Source organism: Stenotrophomonas sp. C3(2023), assembly GCF_032911385.1.
Taxonomy (GTDB): domain Bacteria; phylum Pseudomonadota; class Gammaproteobacteria; order Xanthomonadales; family Xanthomonadaceae; genus Stenotrophomonas.
Map to the genome: position 1 here is coordinate 2,865,255 of NZ_JAWJLO010000001.1, position 20,229 is coordinate 2,885,483.

The 20,229-nt window shown below is 68.3% G+C and carries 19 protein-coding genes, 1 other RNA gene and 1 riboswitch; of the genes, 5 read left to right on the forward strand and 15 right to left on the reverse strand.

Annotation, left to right across the window (positions count from 1 at the left end; genetic code table 11):
* Positions 1–13: 13 nt before the first annotated feature.
* From murG to mraZ, 9 genes are read right to left on the reverse strand one after another with little or no spacing between them, the layout of a single operon-like run.
* Positions 14–1,102 carry an undecaprenyldiphospho-muramoylpentapeptide beta-N-acetylglucosaminyltransferase gene (murG, locus tag RZA67_RS12835; protein ID WP_317213114.1) on the reverse strand — a complete coding sequence of 363 codons (1,089 nt, stop codon included), beginning with the start codon at positions 1,100–1,102 and terminating at the stop codon, positions 14–16.
* Complete coding sequence (ftsW, locus tag RZA67_RS12840; protein ID WP_317213115.1) at positions 1,099–2,457, reverse strand: putative lipid II flippase FtsW; 1,359 nt, start codon at positions 2,455–2,457, stop codon at positions 1,099–1,101. Before ftsW ends, murG begins: the two co-directional genes overlap by 4 nt.
* The gene (mraY, locus tag RZA67_RS12845) at positions 2,457–3,542 is read right to left on the reverse strand and encodes a phospho-N-acetylmuramoyl-pentapeptide-transferase (RefSeq protein ID WP_317213116.1); all 1,086 of its coding nucleotides are present in this window, start codon (positions 3,540–3,542) and stop codon (positions 2,457–2,459) included. The genes ftsW and mraY overlap by 1 nt, the downstream gene beginning before the upstream one ends.
* Complete coding sequence (murF, locus tag RZA67_RS12850; RefSeq protein ID WP_317213117.1) at positions 3,532–4,926, reverse strand: UDP-N-acetylmuramoyl-tripeptide--D-alanyl-D-alanine ligase; 1,395 nt, start codon at positions 4,924–4,926, stop codon at positions 3,532–3,534. Before murF ends, mraY begins: the two co-directional genes overlap by 11 nt.
* On the reverse strand, positions 4,923–6,422 hold the full coding sequence (locus tag RZA67_RS12855) for a UDP-N-acetylmuramoyl-L-alanyl-D-glutamate--2,6-diaminopimelate ligase (protein WP_317213118.1): 1,500 nt from the start codon (positions 6,420–6,422) through the stop codon (positions 4,923–4,925). The genes murF and RZA67_RS12855 overlap by 4 nt, the downstream gene beginning before the upstream one ends.
* Positions 6,419–8,275 carry a penicillin-binding protein 2 gene (locus RZA67_RS12860; RefSeq protein ID WP_317213119.1) on the reverse strand — a complete coding sequence of 619 codons (1,857 nt, stop codon included), beginning with the start codon at positions 8,273–8,275 and terminating at the stop codon, positions 6,419–6,421. Before RZA67_RS12860 ends, RZA67_RS12855 begins: the two co-directional genes overlap by 4 nt.
* Complete coding sequence (gene ftsL / locus RZA67_RS12865; RefSeq protein WP_317213120.1) at positions 8,272–8,535, reverse strand: cell division protein FtsL; 264 nt, start codon at positions 8,533–8,535, stop codon at positions 8,272–8,274. Before ftsL ends, RZA67_RS12860 begins: the two co-directional genes overlap by 4 nt.
* Positions 8,532–9,500, reverse strand: coding sequence for a 16S rRNA (cytosine(1402)-N(4))-methyltransferase RsmH (rsmH, locus tag RZA67_RS12870; RefSeq protein ID WP_317213121.1), 969 nt, complete (start codon positions 9,498–9,500; stop codon positions 8,532–8,534). The genes ftsL and rsmH overlap by 4 nt, the downstream gene beginning before the upstream one ends.
* 14 nt (positions 9,501–9,514) lie before the next feature.
* Complete coding sequence (gene mraZ / locus RZA67_RS12875) at positions 9,515–9,961, reverse strand: division/cell wall cluster transcriptional repressor MraZ (protein WP_317213122.1); 447 nt, start codon at positions 9,959–9,961, stop codon at positions 9,515–9,517.
* A 324-nt stretch (positions 9,962–10,285) separates the two neighbouring features.
* Here mraZ and RZA67_RS12880 point away from each other — a divergent pair, with 324 nt between their 5' ends.
* Together RZA67_RS12880 and rnpB are read left to right on the forward strand one after the other, a co-directional pair.
* Positions 10,286–11,038: an NRDE family protein gene (locus RZA67_RS12880; protein ID WP_317213123.1), complete on the forward strand. Its 753-nt coding sequence runs from the start codon at positions 10,286–10,288 to the stop codon at positions 11,036–11,038.
* 72 nt (positions 11,039–11,110) lie between these two features.
* Positions 11,111–11,461: RNase P RNA component class A (rnpB, locus tag RZA67_RS12885), an RNA gene on the forward strand.
* 153 nt (positions 11,462–11,614) lie between these two features.
* Here rnpB and rsmI read toward each other — a convergent pair.
* Positions 11,615–12,433, reverse strand: coding sequence for a 16S rRNA (cytidine(1402)-2'-O)-methyltransferase (gene rsmI, locus RZA67_RS12890; protein ID WP_317213124.1), 819 nt, complete (start codon positions 12,431–12,433; stop codon positions 11,615–11,617).
* Positions 12,434–12,514: 81 nt separating this feature from the next.
* On the opposite strand from rsmI, the gene RZA67_RS12895 reads away from it, so the two are divergent.
* From RZA67_RS12895 to RZA67_RS12905, 3 genes are read left to right on the forward strand one after another with little or no spacing between them, the layout of a single operon-like run.
* Entirely contained in the window at positions 12,515–14,236 is a 1,722-nt protein-coding gene (locus RZA67_RS12895; protein WP_317213125.1) for a penicillin-binding protein activator, read from the forward strand.
* Complete coding sequence (locus tag RZA67_RS12900) at positions 14,226–14,591, forward strand: YraN family protein (RefSeq protein WP_317213126.1); 366 nt, start codon at positions 14,226–14,228, stop codon at positions 14,589–14,591. The genes RZA67_RS12895 and RZA67_RS12900 overlap by 11 nt, the downstream gene beginning before the upstream one ends.
* Before the next feature lie 28 nt (positions 14,592–14,619).
* Positions 14,620–16,005, forward strand: a complete 1,386-nt coding sequence (locus RZA67_RS12905; protein ID WP_317213127.1) for an FAD-linked oxidase C-terminal domain-containing protein — start codon at positions 14,620–14,622, stop codon at positions 16,003–16,005.
* A gap of 127 nt (positions 16,006–16,132) precedes the next feature.
* Here RZA67_RS12905 and thiL read toward each other — a convergent pair whose 3' ends face one another.
* The 5 genes from thiL to RZA67_RS12930 all read right to left on the reverse strand — a co-directional run bounded on the left by thiL (position 16,133) and on the right by RZA67_RS12930 (position 19,904).
* Positions 16,133–17,092 (reverse strand): thiamine-phosphate kinase, encoded by a 960-nt coding sequence (thiL, locus tag RZA67_RS12910; RefSeq protein ID WP_317214012.1) that lies wholly within the window; start codon positions 17,090–17,092, stop codon positions 16,133–16,135.
* A 46-nt stretch (positions 17,093–17,138) separates the two neighbouring features.
* Positions 17,139–17,618, reverse strand: a complete 480-nt coding sequence (nusB, locus tag RZA67_RS12915; protein ID WP_317213128.1) for a transcription antitermination factor NusB — start codon at positions 17,616–17,618, stop codon at positions 17,139–17,141.
* Positions 17,615–18,082, reverse strand: a complete 468-nt coding sequence (gene ribH / locus RZA67_RS12920) for a 6,7-dimethyl-8-ribityllumazine synthase (protein WP_317213129.1) — start codon at positions 18,080–18,082, stop codon at positions 17,615–17,617. Before ribH ends, nusB begins: the two co-directional genes overlap by 4 nt.
* Before the next feature lie 101 nt (positions 18,083–18,183).
* Positions 18,184–19,284, reverse strand: coding sequence for a 3,4-dihydroxy-2-butanone-4-phosphate synthase (ribB, locus tag RZA67_RS12925; protein ID WP_317213130.1), 1,101 nt, complete (start codon positions 19,282–19,284; stop codon positions 18,184–18,186).
* Positions 19,281–19,904, reverse strand: a complete 624-nt coding sequence (locus RZA67_RS12930; protein WP_317213131.1) for a riboflavin synthase — start codon at positions 19,902–19,904, stop codon at positions 19,281–19,283. Before RZA67_RS12930 ends, ribB begins: the two co-directional genes overlap by 4 nt.
* 76 nt (positions 19,905–19,980) lie before the next feature.
* Positions 19,981–20,140: riboswitch (FMN riboswitch) on the reverse strand.
* Positions 20,141–20,229 lie beyond the last annotated feature (89 nt).

The window sequence follows — 20,229 nt, forward strand, 5'->3', positions numbered from 1 at the left end:
TGCGGGCGGTACGTCATACGGCTTCCTCAAGAATGATATCGGCGATGCGCTCTGCGGCATCGACCTTGGCCAGCGCACGCGCGGCCTGTGCCATCTGCATGCGGCGGGCGGCATTTTCGGTCATGTCGCGCAGCAGTGCCGCCAGCCCGTCGGCCAGCGTTGTGTCCTGCTTCAGCAGAACGGCCGCACCGCGCTCGACCAGATACTCGGCATTGCGCGTCTGGTGGTCATCCACCGCCGCCGGGAACGGCACCAGCACGCTGCCAACGCCGACCGCGCACAGTTCGGCCAGCGTGGAGGCGCCGGCACGGCAGACCACCAGGTCGGCCCATGCGAACGCTTCGGCCATGTCGGCGATGAACGGAGTGACCTCAGCGTGCACGCCTGCATCGGCGTACGCCTTGAGCGCCTCGTCATGCATCTTCTCGCCACTCTGGTGGCGCACCTGGATCTGCGCGTGCGCGCCCAGCGCCGCGATGGCCTGCGGCACGCCGCTGTTCAACGCGCGTGCGCCCTGGCTGCCACCGACCACGAGCAGACGCAGAGGGCCTTGACGGTCGGCCAAGCGCTGCTCTGGCGGGGTGATCGCTGCGATCTCGGCGCGCACCGGGTTGCCGACGGCCTCTTCGCGCTGGGCGAAGCTGCCCGGGAAGCCGGTCAGCAGGCGCCGCGCATAGCGCGAGAGAATACGGTTGGTCAGACCCGGCGCACGGTTCTGTTCGTGCACGATCAGTGGCAGTCCATGCAGCCGCGTGGCCAGCCCGCCCGGCCCGGATGCGAAGCCGCCGAAGGCGATCACGGCGCGCGGTTGCCGGTCACGGATGATCATGCCGGCCGCGCGCAGGGCGCGCATCAGGCGCCAGGGCGCAGCCAGCAGGGCCAGCTTGCCCTTGCCGCGCAGGCCGGTGATGGCCAGCGTGTCGAGCGGGATGTCGTGCTGCGGTACGAGCCGCGTCTCCATCGCGCCGGCCGCGCCCAGCCAAGTCACCGGCACGCCCCGCTCGCGCAGTACGCGCGCCACGGCCAGGCCGGGGAAGATGTGGCCGCCGGTGCCGCCGGCCAGAATCATCACCGGTCGGTTGGAGGTGCGCACAGCGCTCATCCCAGCCTCCCGAAGGTCGGTTCGATGCGTGCGTTGAGGCGACTGGTACCGCGGGTAGTGGCGTGCGGCTGTACAGCGGCGTGCTGTGCAGCGGCGGCCACGGCGCTGGCACTGGCCGCTGCCGCCGCCGGGGCGGCCGCGCGGCTGGCGCTTGCCGGCTCGGCACGCTCGTCAGCGGCGTCGCCGTATTCGTCGACGCTGCTCATGCGCACCGCCTGGCGGCGCTCGGCGCGCTCAAGCTCGTAGGACACGCGCAGCAGCAGACCCATGGCCACGCAGGTCATCAGCACGCTCGAACCGCCAGAGGAGATCAGCGGCAGGGTCAGGCCCTTGGTCGGCAGGATGCCCAGGTTCACACCGATGGACACAAAGCTCTGCATGCTGATCCACAGGCCGATGCCGAAGGCGATGTACCCGGAGAAATGCCGTTTCATTTCCACGCAGCGCATGCCCAGCCAGAACGTCCGGCCGACCAGCAGCGCATACAGCGCCACGATCAGGCAGGTGCCGGCGAAGCCAAGTTCCTCGGCGGTCACCGAGAAGATGAAGTCGGTGTGCGCTTCGGGCAGGTAGTACAGCTTCTGCACCGAATTGCCCAGGCCCACGCCGGTCCATTCGCCGCGGCCGACGGCCATCAGCGCGTTGGACAACTGGTAGCCGTCACCCTGCTGGTCCGCCCAGGGATCCAGGAAGGAGGTGATGCGGCGCATGCGGTAGGGCTCGAAGATCGCCAGCAGGGTCATGCCGATCATGCCGAACACGATGGGCATCGACATGCGCGGCAGGTTGACGCCCCCCAGCACCAGCATGCCTGCGGTGATCGCCAGCAGCAGGGTCGACGAACCGAAGTCGGGCTGCAGCAGCAGCAGCAGGACCAGCGCGCCGGCAACGCCCAGCGGCTTGAGCATGGCCGGCCAGGTGGCGTTGACCTCATCGCGGAAGCGCACCAGATAGCTCGACAGCCAGACGATGTAGAGCACCTTGACCGCCTCGACGGTCTGGAACTTGGAGATGCCGAGGTTGACCCAGCGCCGCGCACCGTTGACCGTGCTGCCCAGACCCGGCACGAACACTGCAAGCAGCAGCACGAAGCAGGCCAGCAGCAGCATCTGGTTCCACTGCTCGATGGAACGCAGTTCCATGCGCATCACCGCTGCTGCCAGCACCACGCCCACGGCGAGGAAGATCAGGTGCCGGTTGAGGTAGTAGAACGGACTGCTCATCAGCGCGATCGAGCTCGACGCGACCATCACCACGCCCAGTCCGGTCAGCGCGACGATCGCGCCGAGCAGCCACGGGTCAAAGCGGCCGCCGATGGCTTCCAGACGGGTGGCCTGGCGCGAGAGGTCGGTCATCAGCGCACCTTCAACGTGGCAAGGCCGATCAGCACGAGGACCACCGAGATGATCCAGAAGCGCACGATCACGCGCGGCTCGGGCCAACCCTTGAGCTCGAAGTGGTGATGGATCGGCGCCATGCGGAACACGCGCTTGCCGGTCAGCTTGAACGATGCGACCTGGATCATCACCGACAGGGTCTCGATCACGAACACGCCGCCCATGATTACCAGCACCAGCTCCTGGCGGACGATGACCGCGATGGTGCCGAGCACGGCGCCAAGCGCCAGCGCACCGATGTCACCCATGAACACCATCGCCGGGTAGGTGTTGAACCACAGGAAGCCCAGGCCGGCCCCGGCGATCGCCGCACAGATGATGACCAGCTCACCGGCACCGGGGATCTGCGGAATCTGCAGGTAGTTGGAGAACACCACGTTGCCCGAGGCGTAGGCAAACACGCCCAGCGCGCAGGCCACCAGCACGGTCGGCATGATCGCCAGGCCATCCAGGCCGTCGGTCAGGTTGACCGCGTTGGAGAAGCCGACGATCCAGAAGTAGGCAATGGCCACGAAACTGATACCGGCCAGCGGCAGCGCCACCGACTTGAACATCGGGATGTAGAAGGTCAGCGCCGAGGGCACGTCGGCGGTGTACAGCAGGAACAGACCCGCGGCCAGGCCGAAGATCGACTGCAGCAGGTACTTCCAGCGCGACTTCAGACCGTTCGGGTCGCGGCGCACGATCTTGATCCAGTCGTCATACCAGCCGATCGCACCGAAGCACAGCATCACCGCCAGCACGAGCCAGACGTAACGATTGCCCAGATCGGCCCACAGCAGCACCGACAAGGTCACGGTGAGCAGGATCAGCGATCCGCCCATGGTCGGCGTGCCGGCCTTGGAGAAATGGGTCTGCGGCCCGTCCTTGCGGATCGGCTGGCCACCCTTGAACTGGGCGAGGCGGCGGATGACCGCAGGGCCCATCCACAGCGACAGGAACAGCGAGGTCAGCGCCGCCAGGATCGCGCGGAAGGTCTGGTAGTTGAAGAGGCTAAAGGCGCTCTCCAGCTGCTGCAGCCAGCGGGCCAGTTCATACAACATGGGGTGATTCCTCTCCTTGCGCGAGCAGCGCGTCGACGATCAGGTCCATGGCACTGCCACGGGAACCCTTGACCAGGCAGCGCACACCCGCGTGCAACTCGTCCTGCAGCGCCTGTACCAGCGCGTCATGGGTGGTGAAAGCATGGCCGCCATCGCCGAAGGCGCTGGCGGCGGCGGTGCTGAGCGGACCCAGCGCGTAAAGACGCTTGATGCCTGCGGCGCGCGCGCGCAGGCCCGCCTGCGCATGCAGCGCCTCCGCCTCCGGACCCAGCTCGCGCATGTCACCGAGCACCAGCCATCCCTCGTTGCCGCTGCTGGCCAGTGCATCAATGGCGGCGGCGAGCGAGCCGGGGTTGGCGTTGTAGCTGTCATCGACCAGCACTGCGCCGTTGGCCAGGGTGTGGGCGATCTGCCGACCCGGTACCGGCTCGGCACGGGACAGTCCGGCTGCCACCCTGTCCAGCGCGATGCCGGCGGCCAGCGCAAGCGACGCGGCGGCCAGCGCATTGCTGACGCTGTGCCGGCCCGGCAGGCCGAGCACCACCTGCGCCTCGCCCTGCGGCGTGGACAGCACAAACTGGCTGCCGCCCTGCGCTAGACGGATCTGCCGCGCGGTGACGTCGGCAGTGTGCTCCAGGCCGAAGCGCAGCACGCCACAGCGCGGCGGCTGGCCGATCAGTGCCTGCTCGAACCAGGGCGCAAAGGCGTCGTCGGCATTGATCACCGCCACGCCATCGGCGGGCAGTGCGCTGTAGATCGCGCCCTTGGTTTCAGCCACGCCGCGCAGACTGCCCATCCGCTCGAGATGGGCAGCGGCGATATTGTTGACCAGCGCATAGCGCGGGCGTGCGATGTCGGTGAGGTAGGCAATATCGCCGGGCTTGCCCGCGCCCATTTCATAGACGGCGTAGTCGGCGTCTTCCGGCGCCTCGATCACCGCCAACGGCAGGCCGATCTCATTGTTGCGGTTGCCGGGATTGGCATAGACCACCTTGGCCTCAGCCTGCGCCACCTGCTGCAGGATCGACAGCAGCAGCGCCTTGACGCTGGTCTTGCCGTTGCTGCCGGTGATGGCAAAGATCTGCGTGGCGCGGTCACGCTGCATGCCTGCGGCGATGCGGGCAAGCGCGCGTTCGCTGTCAGCCACCAGCACCTGCGGCAGATCCAGCGGCAGCAGCCGCTCGACCAGCAGAGCACTGGCACCCTGTGCCTGTGCGGCATGGGCAAAATCATGACCGTCGAACCGCTCCCCGCGCAGCGCCAGATACAGGCTGCCGTGGCCCAGGGTGCGGGTGTCGTTGCTGATCGCATCGATGGCGACATCATCACCATGCAGTTCACCGCCGGCCCAGTGGGCGATCAGCGAGAGCAGCGTGCGCTTCATGCCCTGCCCTCCGCCGCCAGCACACCGGCCTTGGCCGCCAGCGCGGCCGCGGCAACCTCGGTGTCGTCGAAATCGTGGCGCACGCCGTTCACTTCCTGATATGGCTCATGGCCCTTGCCGGCCACCAGGATGATGTCACCGGTACCGGCGCGTTTGACGGCCAGACCGATCGCGCGGGCGCGGCTGCGCTGCACCGTGACCCCGTCCTGCCCGGTGAAGCCGGCCAGGATGTCAGCCACGATACGGTCACCGTCTTCGCCGCGCGGATTGTCGTCGGTGACGATCACCTCGTGGGCAAGACGCTGGGCGATGGCGGCCATCTGCGGGCGCTTGCCGGCATCGCGTTCGCCGCCACAGCCGAACACACAGAACAACCGGCCCTGCAGATGGCCCTGCAGACTCTGCAGCGCCTGCTCCAGCGCGTCGGGGGTATGCGCGTAGTCCACCACCACCGTCGGCAATCCATCCAGACCACCAAGGCGGTTCATCCGCCCGTGAATCGGCTGCAGCGCCGAAAGCACCTGCGCGATCGCGGCGGTTTCGTGGCCCAGTGCGTGCAGCGAACCGGCCACGGCCAGCAGATTGTCAACGTTGAACCGCCCCAGCAGCGAAGAACGCACCGGTTCGCGCGCATCGCCGATCACCAGGGTGAAGCCGATGCCACGTCCGTCGAGCACCAGTTCCTCGGCGCGCACCCGGGCGGCGGTCGCGCCGCGCGAGCTCAGTCCGATGCCCTGCACCTGCGGCGACAGCCCCGCCAGCAGACGCATACCGAACGGATCGTCGAGGTTGACCACGGCCGCCTTCAGGCCCGGGCGGTGGAACAGACGCGCCTTGGCACCGCCGTAGCTGGCCATGTCGCCGTGGTAGTCCAGATGATCGCGGGTGAGGTTGGTGAACACAGCCACGTCGTAATGCACCGCATCCACGCGACCCTGATCGAGCGCGTGCGAGCTGACTTCCATCGCCACGGCCTGCGCCCCCTGCCCGCGCAGGTCGGCCAGCAGCGCATGCATCTGCAGCACCAGCGGCGTGGTGAAACCGGTTGGCTGCACCGCCCCCACCAGCCCCGCGCCCAGCGTGCCGATGCTGCCAGCGCGGGTACCGAGCCGGTCCCATGCCTGCGCGAGCAGCTGCACGGTGGAGGTTTTACCGTTGGTGCCGGTGACGCCGACCATGGTCATCGCGCGCGACGGGGCGCCATGGAACTGGTCGGCCAGAGCGCCCATGCGCGCCCGCAGGTCGGGCACGGCGATGGCATCGGCCGGGGCGGGCAGCTCGTCCGGCGCCGGGGCCTCAAACAGGATGGCGCTGGCACCGGCCGCGCGCGCCTGGTCGACAAAGCCCAGCCCGTGTGCGCCGAAGCCGGCGATGGCAACGAAGGCATTGCCGGGGCGCACGGCGCGGCTGTCCTGCACCAGGCCGGTCAGAACCGGGTCGTGGCCCGCCAGGGCCACATCGGGAAGCAATTGCGAAAGCAGCATGGTCGGGCTCATTGCGTGCCTCCGGTCGGCGCCGGCGCCGTCGCGGGGGCGGGCGCCTGCACGTGCGGCACGGCGGCGTCGAATTCGGCGGCGGCGTCAGCCGGCAGCGGGGTGTTGGCCGGCGGCGCGGGCAGCACCGATGCCGCGTGGCCGGTCTTGCCGGACTGCTGGGCGACCAGCCAGGACTGGATGTCGTCCGGTGGCACGTCCATCAGGCGCAGCGCGCCTTCCATCACGTTGTGGAAGACCGGCGCCGAGACAAGGCCACCGTAGTACTTGCCGCCCTGCGGGTCGTTGATGACGATCACCGTGGCAAAGCGCGGGTTGGTCGCCGGCACGACACCGGCGAACAATGCGTTGTAATGGCCACGCTCATACCCGTTGGGGCCGGCCTTGCGCGCGGTACCGGTCTTGCCCGCCACGTGGTAGCCGAGCACGGCTGCCTGTTTGGCGCCGCCCTGGGTGACCACGGTCTCCATCATGGCCACTACGTCGTGCGCCACCTGCGGATCGATGACCTGGTGGCTTTCGTTGCGCTGGCCCTTTACGAAGGTCGGCGGGATCAGACGGCCACCGTTGCCCAGTGCCGAGTAGGCGGTGGCGATCTGCAGCGGGGTCACCGACAGGCCATAACCGTAGGACATGGTCGTCTTGGTCGCGCCATCCCAGTTGGTCGGGCGCCGCAGCGAACCGGCCGACTCGCCCGGGAAGCCGCTGCCCGGCCGGCTGCCATAGCCAAACGAATGAATCGAATCGTAGAACGACTGGTCCGGCATCTTCGCCGCGATCTTGGCCGCGCCGATATTCGAGCTGCGGGTAATCACGCCGGTCACGTTGAGCACACCGTTGTTGCGCGGCACATCGCGGATGGTGAAGCGCCCTACCGGCATGTAGCCCGGGTTGGTGTCGACGATGGTGTCCTTGGTGACCGCACCGGTCTGCAGCGCCGAGGCGATGGTCAGCGGCTTCATCGTCGAGCCCGGCTCGACCAGGTCGGTCACCGCGCGGTTGCGGCGCGTGTCGGGCACCGCACCCTGCAGCGAGTTCGGGTTGTACGTGGGCAGATTGACCATGGCCAGCACTTCGCCCGTGGCCACGTCCATGATGACGATGGAGCCACCGGCCGCCTTGTTCTCCACCAGCGCGTTGCGCAGCTCGCGGTAGGCCAGGAACTGGATGCGGCGGTCGATGCTCAGGGTCAGATCCTTGCCTGGCGTTGCCGCCCGCACCAGATCGCTTTCCACCGTTTCGCCCTTGCGGTTGCGGATCACCCGCTTCGCACCGGGCTCGCCACGCAGCCATTCGTCAAAGGCCAGCTCCAGCCCTTCCTGTCCACGGTCGTCGATGTTGGTGAAGCCCAGCACGTGCGCCATCGCCTCACCCTGCGGGTAGAAGCGGCGGAACTCGCGCTGCGAGGCCACGCCGGGAATGCCCAGCGCGACCACTTTCTCGGCATCGTCGGGATTGATCCGGCGGCGCAGGTACATGAACTCCTTGTCCGAACGCTGCGACAGGCGGCTGCTCAGGTCATCCACCGACAGCCCCAGGGCCTGGGCCAGTTCGGGAATGCGTTCGGGCACGCGCAGCAGTTCCTGCGGGTTGACCCAGATCGAGGCCACCGGCGTGGATACCGCCACCGGCTCGCCGTTGCGGTCGGTGATCATGCCGCGCGAGGTCTTGATCGGCAGCTCGCGCAGATAGCGCGCTTCGCCCTGGCGCTGGTAGAAGTCGCTGTTGATGATCTGCACGTAGGCCGCGCGACCGACCAGCGACACCGAGCACAGGCCAAGCGCCAGCGCGACCCAGCGCAGACGCTGGCGCAGGTTGAAGCTGTTGCGGGCGCGGTTGCGGCCGGACTTGCTCATGGGCGGACCACCACGACGTCGGCCGCCTCAGGGAACTTCATGCCCAGCTTTTCGCGGGCCACACGATCCACGCGGGTGGCTTCGGCCAGAGTGGCCTGCTCCAGCTGCAGACGACCGAACTCGATGTTCAGCTCGTCACGCACGCGCTCGGCACGCGCCAGTTCGATGAAGGTCTGGCGGTGACGATGGCGCACGAAGACCACACCAATCGCCGAGGCGATGGTGCTGGCCAGCAGCACGATGAGCAGCAGACGACTCACCCGGCCTCCCCGCACTTTTCCGCCACGCGCAGCACAGCACTGCGCGCGCGCGGATTGACCGCCAGCTCGTCCTCGTTGGCCTTCACCGCTCCGGTGACAAGCTGCAGGGTCGGCACGAAGGCCTGCTGCTCGGGCAGACGGCGGTTGCTTGGCGGCGCCTTGGCCAGCCGGTTCATGTACTGCTTGACGATGCGGTCTTCCAGCGAATGGAAGCTGATCACCGCCAGCCGGCCACCGGGCTTGAGCCGCTGCACAGCCGCGTCGAGGCCGGCCTCGAGGTCGGCCAGCTCACGGTTGATGTGGATGCGGATGGCCTGGAAGCTGCGCGTGGCCGGATGGATCTTGTCCTTGCCGCGCGGCATCACCGAAGCGATCAACTCGGCCAGCTCGGCGGTGCGCGCAAAGGCCTGCTTCTGCCGGCGGGCGACGATGGCACGGGCAATGCGCCGGCTCTGCCGCTCTTCGCCGTAGGTCCACAGCGTGTCGGCGATCTCGTTCTCTTCGGCACTGTTGATCCACTGCGCCGCACTGATGCCGCTGTCCGGGTCCATGCGCATGTCCAGCGGGCCGTCCTTGCCGAAACTGAAACCGCGCTCGGCGACATCCAGCTGCGGCGAGGACACCCCCAGATCCAGCAGCACGCCATCGAGCCCCTGCGCGGTCTGCTCCCACGCCAGCAGCTGGGCGAAGCTGCCGCGGAAAATGGACACGCGCGCGTCCGGCGCGAAGTCGCGCTCGGCAACGGCGATGGCTTCCGGATCCTTGTCCATGACCAGCAGACGTCCCTGCGGCCCCAGCTGCTCGAGCACGCCGCGGGCGTGGCCGCCACGGCCGAACGTGCCATCCAGATAGCATCCGTTTTCGATCACCCTCAGGCCCTCAAGGACCTGGGTGTACAGCACCGGCAGATGCACCGCCGGCGACTGCGACACCGGAAGGTGACCGGTCTGCGCTGTTGCGCGCACCCGGGCACCCCGGCTCACAATTTCAGGTCGAGCAACCCATCGCCCAGATCCTCGTCAGACAATGTCTGCTGGATCAGTGCGCGATGCGCCTGCTCGCTCCAAAGTTCGAATTTGTCGCCCATACCGAGCAGCACCGCCTTTTTTTCGATGCCAACAGCACCGCGGTGGCTGGCAGGGATGCTGATACGGCCATTGCCGTCCAGCTCCAGGTGCGCGGCCGAACCGACCAGCTTCTGCTGCAGCAGCCGGACCACGCGTTGGGTATTGGGTTTGGCCATGACATCGTCACGGACACGCTCCCACTCGCTTTCCGCGTACAGCCAGAGGCAGCCGGACTCGAACGGGTTGTACGTCAGGACCAGGCGATTGCTGCTCACGCGCGCGACAAGGTCGCGATATGCGGTGGGAACCGCCATGCGCCCTTTATCGTCAACTGTGATGGCCGTCTCGCCCTGGAACACGACGCCTGCACCTTTCCTTCGCCCGGTGAAACATTGAACCACGAAAACCCACAAAAAACCCGGTTTTCCCTCTGATGCCCACCTTAGCAGCGGCGGTTGGGTTGTCAACAACTTTGAGAAGACAAAATCGCCTTCGGCATCAATGGCTTGCAGCAATGTTTAGAGACTTGTTCAAGGCTTATCCACAAGTTGCTGTTTCGTCTCAAATTTTGAGATTGGGAAGTGATTCAGGCGCGTGCAGAGGGCGTGAAACCTTGGCCGCGCATTCATCCGGCGGTGACGCCCTGATGACATCGGCATGCGCAAAACGGCACACTGACGCGCATGTGCCTTCTTGCTATCGGCTGGTTGCGTCACCCGCGCTGGCGCCTGGTGATGGCAGGCAACCGCGACGAGTTCCACGCGCGCCCCACGCGGACGCTGGGTCGCTGGGACGACACCCCAGCGGTCATCGGCGGGCGCGATCTGCGCTCCGGCGGCGGCTGGGCGGGCATCGGACCGGAAGGCCGCGTTGCGGTGGTCACCAATGTGCGCGACCCGCAGGCCATCCAGGCCGGCCCGTCGCGTGGCGCCCTGGTCGCCGACTACCTGCGCGGGAGCGCCACCGCACCGGCGCATGCGGACCGTCTGGCGGAGGCCGCATCGGCCTACGCGCCGTTCAACCTGCTGCTCGCCGACCGCGACACCCTTGCCTACCTCGCCAATCACCCCGACGAGCGTCGCGATCTGCCGCCCGGGGTGCATGGGATGTCCAACGGCGCGCTCGACGCGCCCTGGCCCAAGACCGAGCGCCTGACCAGCGCTCTGCACCGTTGGCTTGCCTGCGGCAATGACGACCTCTCACCGCTGTGGGAGGCACTGGCGGACGAGCATCGGCCAGCGGACAGCGCACTGCCCGACACCGGCATCGGCCTGGAACGCGAACGTTGGTTGAGTGCCGCGTTCATCCGTGGCGACGACTACGGCACACGGGCCAGCACGGTGTTCCTGGTCGACCACGATGGGCACGGCCACGCCTGGGAACGTCGCTGGGGACCGCAGGGCCGGGCCGTTGGCCAAGAGCACGTCGCCTTCTGAGTGCAGGTGCCGGCGCGCGGCGCGGCATCGTGCTGTCCTGCAAACGCGTGGATGTGGGACAATGCGCGCGGCGGAGTCGGCCAGACAGTCGCGTCACCCCTTGCGGGTGCCGAGGAAAGTCCGGGCTCCACAGGGCAAGGTGCCAGGTAACGCCTGGGCGGCGCAAGCCGACGGAAAGTGCAACAGAAAGATACCGCCTACGTCTTCCTCGGAAGGCCGGTAAGGGTGAAATGGTGCGGTAAGAGCGCACCGCGAGTCTGGCAACAGACCGGCACGGCAAACCCCACCTGGAGCAAGACCAAATAGGGATCCATTGGCGTGGCCCGCGCTGGATCCGGGTAGGTTGCTTGAGCGTCGCGGTGACGCGGCGCCTAGAGGAATGACTGTCCACGACAGAACCCGGCTTATCGGCCGGCTCCGCCACTTTCTCCCCCGCCGCAGGTAGGTGACGACCGTTGGTCGTCACGCGTCTGCCTGCCGTGCTGCCGGGCAGAGCCCGGCACTACGCGCCGTCGGTAGGTGACGACCGTTGGTCGTCACACGTCTGCCTGCCGTGCTGCCGGGCAGAGCCCGGCACTACGCGCCGTAGAGCGCCTTGCGCGGGGCGCCGGTCAGTTCGGCAGCCAGCTTGGCCGCCGTCGACGGCGGCAGATGCTCGCTGAGCCTGGCATACACGCGGCGCCCGTATGCCAGCTGCGCCTGCTCATCGTCGGCCGCGCCCTGCACCATCACCACAAACTCGCCTTTGCGCTGGTTCTCGTCGGCCTGCACCTTCGCCAGCAGACCTGCCAGGTCGCCGTCGAGCACGGTCTCGAACAGCTTGGTCAGCTCGCGCGCGAGCACTGCCGGGCGCTCGGCACCGAACGCCTGCACCATGTCGGCCAGCGATTCGTCGATGCGGTGCGAGGATTCGTAGAACACCATCGTGCGCACTTCGGCGGCCAGCGCCTGCAGCCGCTCGCGGCGAGCACTGGCCTTGGCCGGAAGAAACCCTTCAAAGGTGAACCGGTCACTGGGCAGCCCGGCCACGCTCAGCGCGGCGATCAGCGCGCAGGCCCCGGGCACCGGGCTGACCTTGATGCCGGCCGCGCGTGCGGCGCGCACCAGCCGGAAACCCGGGTCACTGACCAGCGGCGTCCCGGCATCGCTGACCACCGCCATCGACTCGCCCGCCTGCAACCGCGCGACGATGCGCTGCGCCAGCGCCTCCTCGTTGTGCTCATGCAGGGCAACCAGCGGCTGCTGGATGCCAAAATGCGCCAGCAACTGACCCGTGCGGCGGGTATCCTCTGCACAGATCGCTGCCACCGTACGCAGCACCTCCAGCGCCCTCGGGCTCAGATCGGACAGGTTGCCGATCGGGGTGGCAACTACGTACAGCGTGGCAACAGTCATTTCAGCGGCGCTCCAGGGTCAAGGGTAGAATCCTAGCGTGTACCTGGCCACGGCCGCTGCCCCATCCGCATGGACCCGAACATGAACAAGCCCGTTGCACGGATTTCCGCCCTTTCGCTTTCGCTGCTGCTGCTCGCCGGTTGTGCCACCACCAGCCTGACCAGCACCCCCGAACCGGCGGAGCAGGCCCAGGCCCTGCAGCTGATCGAGCAGGGGCGTGCCCGCGATGCCGCCATGCAGCTGGAGGCCCTGGCCGGCACGCTGCGCGGCGGCGCCAAGGCCAACGCGCTGGCCGACGCGGCCTTTGCCTGGCACGAAGCCGGCGATGCCACGCGCGCGCGCAGCCTGCTGGGCCAGGTGACCCCGCGCCAGCTCAGCGGCAACAGCCGCCAGCGCTACCATCTGGTCACCGCCGAACTGGCGTTGGCCGACAAGCAGCCCGCCGCCGCGCTGGCCGCGCTGAGCGAAGCCGACAGCGCCGTGGCACCGGCCCTGCGCACGCGCTGGCAGCTGGCCCGCGCCGCCGCTCTTGCCGCCAACGGCGACGCCTTCGGCGCTGCCGCAGAGCATGCGCGGGCCCACCCGGCCCTGCAGGGCGAAGCACGTGCCGACAACCAGAACCGGATCGCTGCGCTGCTCGGCAGTCTGGACGACCGCACCCTGTCGGCGCGCGCCGCTGCCCTGGCCGCCAACGACCCGCTCTACAACTTCGCCGGCCGCGCCCTGCTGGCGCGTGGTCTTGCGCTGCCGCGTCCGTTCGATCGTGATGGCAGCAGCCAGTTCGACACCAGCAAGCGCCCGCCGGCAATGAGCGATGGCTACCGTCCGCCGGCGAAGATGGCGGTGCTGCTGCCGCTCACCGGCCGACTGGCCACCGCAGCCCAGCCGGTCCGCGATGGCCTGCTGACCGGTTACTACGGTGAGACACGGCGCCGACCGCAGATCGACTTCATCGATACCGCCGGCTCGCCGGCCGGTGCGCTGGCAGCCTACGACAAGGCCGTGGCCGCCGGTGCGGATTTCATCGTCGGCCCGCTCAGCCGTGAGGAAGTGGACGCGGTCTACGGCCGGGCGCAGCTGCCGGTGCCGGTGCTTGCCCTGAACCGCGGCAAGGATGCACCGCCCAGCGGCAGCGCCGGTTTCTCCCTCGCGCCTGAAGATGACGGCATCCTCGCCGCCGAGTACATGCGCGGACGCGAGCGCAGCCGCGTACTGGTACTGCACAGCAACGACGATACCGGCCGGCGCACCGCTGCGGCCTTCGCAGAGCGGTTCGGCCAGCGTGGTGGCGCCGTGCTGGCCACGGTACCGGTCTCGGAAAGCGTGGCCGACATCAGCGCGCAGCTGCGTGCCGCAGGCCAGGCCGATGGCGTGCTGCTGGCGGTGCGTGCGCCGCAGGCGCGGCAGCTGGCACCGCAGCTGGCCCTGGTCGGGCTGGGCGGCGCCAGCCGCATCGGCACTTCGCAGCTGGCCATCGGCAGCGGCAAGCCCGAGGAAGACGCTGCGCTGGACGGCATCGTGTTCCCGACCGAAAGCTGGAACGTGCGCAGTGTGGCCGGCCTGCCCAACGCGGCCAGCGTCGGCCAGATGCTGCCCAGCGCGCGCGGCGCGGCCGGCCGCCTGTTCGCCTTCGGCTTCGACGCGTGGAAGATCAGCGCCTACCTGGACACGCTGACCGAACAGGGTGGCATCGCCGGTGCCACCGGCACCCTGTATCTGGACGGTACCGGCAACGTGCTGCGTGTTCCGGCCTGGTCGACCTTCAATGGTGGCCGACCACAACCGGTCGCCAATGCCTACTGATCCCGCTTCGCGCGGAGCGGCCGTGGAAGCGGCCGCCGAACGGTATCTCTGCCAGGCGGGCCTGCAGCTGCTGGCCCGCAACGTCCGCTACCGGGGCGGTGAGCTGGACCGGGTGATGGAGGACGACGGCACCGTGGTGTTCGTCGAAGTCCGCTACCGCGCCGGCACCCGGTTCGGCGGCGGCGCCGCCTCGGTCGACCCGCGCAAGCAGCAGCGCCTGCAGCTGGCCGCCGCATTGTTCCTGCAGGCCCATCCCGAGCTTGCGGCGCGTCCCTGCCGGTTCGATGTGATCCACGCCTCCGGCGAGCCACCGCAACTGTACTGGCTGAAGGACGCGTTCCGCGCCGACGGCTGAGCCCCCCTGCTGATCCGGATCCACCGCGATGAACTCTCTGCTGCCCCAGGCCTTTGTCGAGCACCTTTCCCACCTGCTGGGTCCAGCAGGCTGGCGCACCGACGCGGCCAGCCTGCAGGCCCATGCACAGGACAACTCCTGGCGAAGCCAGCTGCCGCTGGGCGTGGCGCTGCCAGAGAACCGTGAGCAGGTGCAGGCGCTGGTGCGAGCCTGCCGCCAGCACGGTGTGGCCCTGGTCGCGCGCGGTGCCGGTACCGGCACCACCGGCGCGGCGGTGCCGCTGCCCGGCTCGGTGGTGCTGTCGTTCGCGCGCATGAACCGCATCCTCGCACTGCGTCCGGGCGACCGCTGTGCGGTGGTGGAACCGGGCGTGCTCAACGGCGAACTTCAACATGCGCTCGCGCCGCACGGCCTGTTCTGGGCACCGGACCCCTCCAGCGCGGAGATCTGCAGCGTGGGCGGCAATCTGGCCTGCAATGCCGGCGGGCCGCGCGCGGTCAAGTACGGCACCAGCCGCGACAACGTGCTTGGGCTGTTGGCGGTCACCGGCAGCGGCGAGCTGATCGAGTGCGGCGGCGCCTACACCAAGGACGCCACCGGCTACGACCTGACTCACCTGCTGGTCGGCAGCGAGGGCACGCTGGCCTTGATCGTGGAAGCGACCTTGAAGCTGACCGCGCTGCCGGTCGCCCAGGCCGGGCTGCGCGTGCTCTATCGCGACGCCGATGCCGCCGCGCAGGCGGTATCGCGGGTGATGGCACAGCCGGTGGTGCCGACCCGGCTCGAGTTCATGGATGCGCGCAGCCTGCAGCTGCTGCGCCTCAACGGTGCCGACGTGCCCGAGGCCGGTGCGATGCTGCTGATCGAGGCCGACGGGGACCACGACACCCTGCCCTACCTGCTGCAGGCCCTGGCCAGTGCCGCAGAGGGCGATGGCATGCTGGCGCTGGACGTGGCGATGGAAGGCAGCGCGCGCGAGAAACTTTGGGCAGCGCGCAAGGCGCTGTCACCGGCCCTGCGCAGCATTGCGCCGGGCAAGATCAATGAGGACGTGGTGGTGCCGGTCTCGCGCATTCCCGATCTGGTGGCCGGCGTGCAGGCGCTGGCAGTGCGCTATGCACTGACCATCGTCACCTTCGGCCACGCGGGCAATGGCAACCTGCATGTGAACATCCTGTACCACCCCGACGATGCCGATGAAAATGCGCGCGCACACGCCGCACTGCCGGAGATCTTCGCGCTGACGCTGGCCCTGGGCGGCACACTGTCCGGTGAGCATGGCATCGGTCTGGCCAAGCGCGACTTCATGGCCGAGGCCTTCACCCCGGCCACGCTGGCCACGATGCGCGCGATCAAGCAGACCCTGGACCCGGACGGCATTCTCAACCCGGGCAAGGTGCTGCCACCCGCATGAAGCGGGGCTCTGCGCGCTCGCCTCGTAGTGCCGGGCTCTGCCCGGCAGCTTTTAAAGCCGCGCTGCGCGCTCGCCGGGCAGAGCCCGGCGCTACGACGCCGGCCGAACGCCGATGAAGCCGCGCTGGTCAGCCGGCAAAATGCTGGTAGCCGCCCGGCCCCTGCACGCCATCGCCCTGCACGCCGCTGCCGGCCTGCATGACGCCGATACGGGTCAACGGCAGCTGCAGCTGATCGGCCAACACCTGCAGCACGCTACGCCGGGAGGGGGCTGCGGTGAAACACAGCTCGTAATCGTCGCCGCCGCGCAACACGCAGTCGCGCGCCTGCTCTTCATCGAAACTGCCTCGCAACGCGGCCGACAGGGGTAACGCGTCCAAGGCCAGCTGCGCGCCCATGCCACTGCGCGCCGCGATATGACCCAGATCCGCCAGCAGACCATCGGAGACATCAACCGCCGCGCTGGCGATGCCGCGCAGGGCAAGCCCCAGCGCTACCCGCGGCGTCGGACGCAGCAGGCGCTGACGCAGCTGCTCGTGGCCCGCGTCGGCGGCTGCCCGCTCGACGGCCAGCGCGCCGCGCTGCCACAGTCGCAGGGCCGCCGCAGCTTCGCCCGGTGTTCCGCTGATCCAGATGTCATCGCCGACCTGCGCGCCATCACGGCGCAGCGCGGCCCCGTGCGGCACCTGGCCGAATGCCGTCACCGACAACGACAGTGACCCGCGTGTGGTGTCCCCGCCCACCAGCCTCCAGTCATGCAGGTCAGCAAGAGCGAAGAAGCCGTCGGCGAACGCGTCGATCCATCCGGCGTCGGCCTGCGGCAGCGACAACGCCAGCGTTCCCCAGCAGGGCTCGGCGCCCATGGCGGCGAGGTCGGACAGATTGACTGCCAGCGTCTTCCAGCCGATGTCCGCCGGTTCGGTCTCCACAGGAAAATGCACGCCGGCGTTGAGCGTGTCTGCGGTGACGGCCAGCCACTGGCCCGCGGCGGGCTGCAGCAGGGCCGCATCGTCACCGATGCCGAGCACCACATCCGCGCGCGCTCCACTGCGCGCACGGATACGGTCGATCAGGGCGAATTCGGCCAGGGACATGGGCTCACCGCAGGGAGGCCGGGCCAGGCCCGGCACGAAGTCAGTGGCCAGATTCGGCCTTGCGCCACTCCACTGCCGCACGGTCGAGCACGCCGTTGACGTAGGTGTGGCCGTGTTCGGAGCCGAAACGCTTGGCCGACTCGATGGCTTCGTTGATCACCACGCGGTACGGCACGTCGGGACGGAAGCGCAGCTCATACGCGGCCAGCCGCAGTACCGCCCGTTCGATGGCGTCCACTTCCTCGATGGCACGGTCCAGATACGGTGCCAGCGCTTCATCCAGGTCGCGACGGTTGTCGAGCACGCCATGCACGAGATTCTCGAAGTACCCGAGGTCGGCGATTTCGCGTGCCTGCTCGTGGGCGAACTGCGCGGTCAGCGACTGGCCGTTGCCACCGGAAATCTGCCAGGCGTAGATCGCCTGCACAGCGCGGCGACGCGCGCGCGAGCGCAGCACCGGGTCAACGCCATCGCGGCGGACCGGCTTGCCGGAGGGCCTGCCCTGGGTGTTCTTGTTCATGGCAGTTTCTCCAGTAGGTTGACCATTTCCAGTGCCGCCAGCGCGGCCTCCTCGCCCTTGTTGCCGTGGCTGCCACCGGCGCGCACATGCGCGTCCTCGGCCTGTTCCACAGCCAGCACGCCATTGAGCACCGGCACGCCGAAGTCCAGCTGCACGCGCATCAGGCCCTCGGCACAGCGGTCGGCCACGTGTTCGTAATGGCGGGTATCGCCGCGGATCACGCAGCCCAGCGCAATGATCGCCGCATGCTGGTGGTTGGCCGCCAGACGTGCGGCCACCAGCGGAATCTCCCATGCTCCGGGCACGCGGATCACATCTACCGCTTCTTCAGCGATGCCATTGGCAGCCAGACTCTGCCGCGCACCGCTCACCAGCGCGTCGGTGATCGGGGTATTCCAGCGACTCACCACAATGGCAAAACGTGCCGGACCAGGAGTGCGGAGATCGCCTTCGAAATAGCTCATAGGGGGCTTGGGGTATTCAATAGAGGGAGATTCTAGCGTGGATGGGCCCCGGTCGTCGGGACCGGGACCCTACGGGCCTGGGCAGGCCCTGCTTCCGCTGCTTACAGGGTGACGGTTTCCACCACCTCAAGGCCATAGCCGGCCAGCCCCACCTGCCGGCGCGGCGTGCCCAGCACGCGCAGCTTGCCCAGGCCCAGATCGGACAGGATCTGCGCACCGGCGCCATTGCGCCGCCACTGGCCCACATCCTTGTCCTTGCCCGGCACCTGCGGCGCCGGCTGCTGGCGCAGGCGGGCCAGCAGCGCCTCACCGTCGCGCGGGGCCGACAGCACCACCATCACACCCGCCCCCTCGGCGTCGATCGCACGCAGCGCATCGGTGGCGGCCACGCCGAAATCATCGCGGCGCCAGTGCAGCAGGTCCGCCAGCGGGTTCTCCACCTGCACGCGCACCAGGGTCGGCGTGTCAGCGTCGGGCGTGCCGCGGACCAGTGCGAAATGCAGGTCGTGGGCGATCCGGTCGCGATAGGTCACCAGCGTGAACGCACCGAACTCGGTGTCGATGGGACGCTCGTCCACACGCTCGACGGTCTTCTCGGTGGCCAGCCGGTAGGCGATCAGGTCCGCGATGGACCCCATCTTCAGGCCGTGTTCGCGCGCGAAGACTTCCAGCTCGGGACGGCGTGCCATGCTGCCGTCGGGGTTGAGGATTTCCACCAGCACGCCGGCCGGCTCCAGCCCGGCGAGCATGGCCAGATCAACGCCGGCCTCGGTATGGCCGGCGCGGGTGAGCACGCCACCGGGCTGGGCGATCAGCGGGAAGATGTGGCCCGGCTGGTGCAGGTCGGCCGGACGCGCGTTGGGCTTTACCGCGGTGCGTATGGTATGCGCACGGTCATGCGCGGAGATGCCGGTGGTCACGCCCTCGGCGGCTTCGATGCTGACGGTGAAATTGGTCTGGAACTGCGCGGTATTGGCCTGCACCATCGGCGCAAGCCCCAGGTCGGCCGCGCGGCTGCGGGTCAGCGGAAGACATACCAGGCCACGACCATGGGTGACCATGAAGTTGATGTCGCTGGGCTTGACCAGCTCGGCGGCCATGATGAGGTCGCCCTCGTTCTCGCGGTCCTCATCGTCGACGATGACCACCATGCGCCCCTGGCGGATGTCCTCGAGAATCTCCGGGATGGGCGCAAAGTTCATGCGAAACCTCCTCGCTGCGACGCCGCTTCGGGCAGGGCGACAAGACGCTCCACATAGCGGGCGACCAGATCGATCTCCAGGTTCACCGCACTGCCCACCCCGGTGACCATGAACGCCGTATGCGCGACGGTGTGCGGAATCAAGGCCACTTCAAAGCCCTCCGCATCGACCTCGTTGACCGTCAGGCTGACGCCGTCGACGCAGATCGAACCCTTGCGGGCGATGTAACGCAGCAGCGACGCCGGCGCGGCAAAACGCCAGCGCTGCGCGCGCGCATCGTCATGGATGGACAGCACCTGGCCGAGGCCGTCGACATGGCCGCTGACCAGATGGCCGCCCAGCCGGTCGGTCGGACGCATCGCGCGTTCCAGATTGATCATTGCCCCGTCGGCCAGCTGGCCCAGCGTGGTCAGGCCCAGCGTCTCGGTGGAGGCATCGGCCTGGAAGCTCTGCGCGTCGAAGCCAATGACGGTCAGGCAGACGCCGTTGACCGCGATGCTCTCGCCCAGCTGCACATGCTCGAACGGCAGCGAGCCGACGTGGAAGGTGAAGCGGACATCGCCGCCGATGGGTTCACGTGCGGCCAGACGGCCAACACCTTCGATGATTCCAGTAAACAAGAACGTTCTCCGCGATGAGTGAGCGAAAAACGCCGCAAGGCAAACAGGCGGGCGCAGGGCCAGCAAGGCCCTGAAGCACCGTCTTCTTTCATCCGGACTGTGACCGTCGGCTCCGGCATTGGACCGGATCTGCTGACCCCCGGCGATGGACCGGGGCGCTCGCGGGCTCATGCAGGCGTCCGAAGACCCCCGCATCTACCGCCGGTGGGGAATCGCACCCCGCCCTGAAGACGTTTGATTGATGCCGGCAACCCGGCACGCGTATTGTAACAGCCCGGTTCCGACAGGGCTGAATGATCACCCGGGCTGGCCCCGGAGCAGAAGG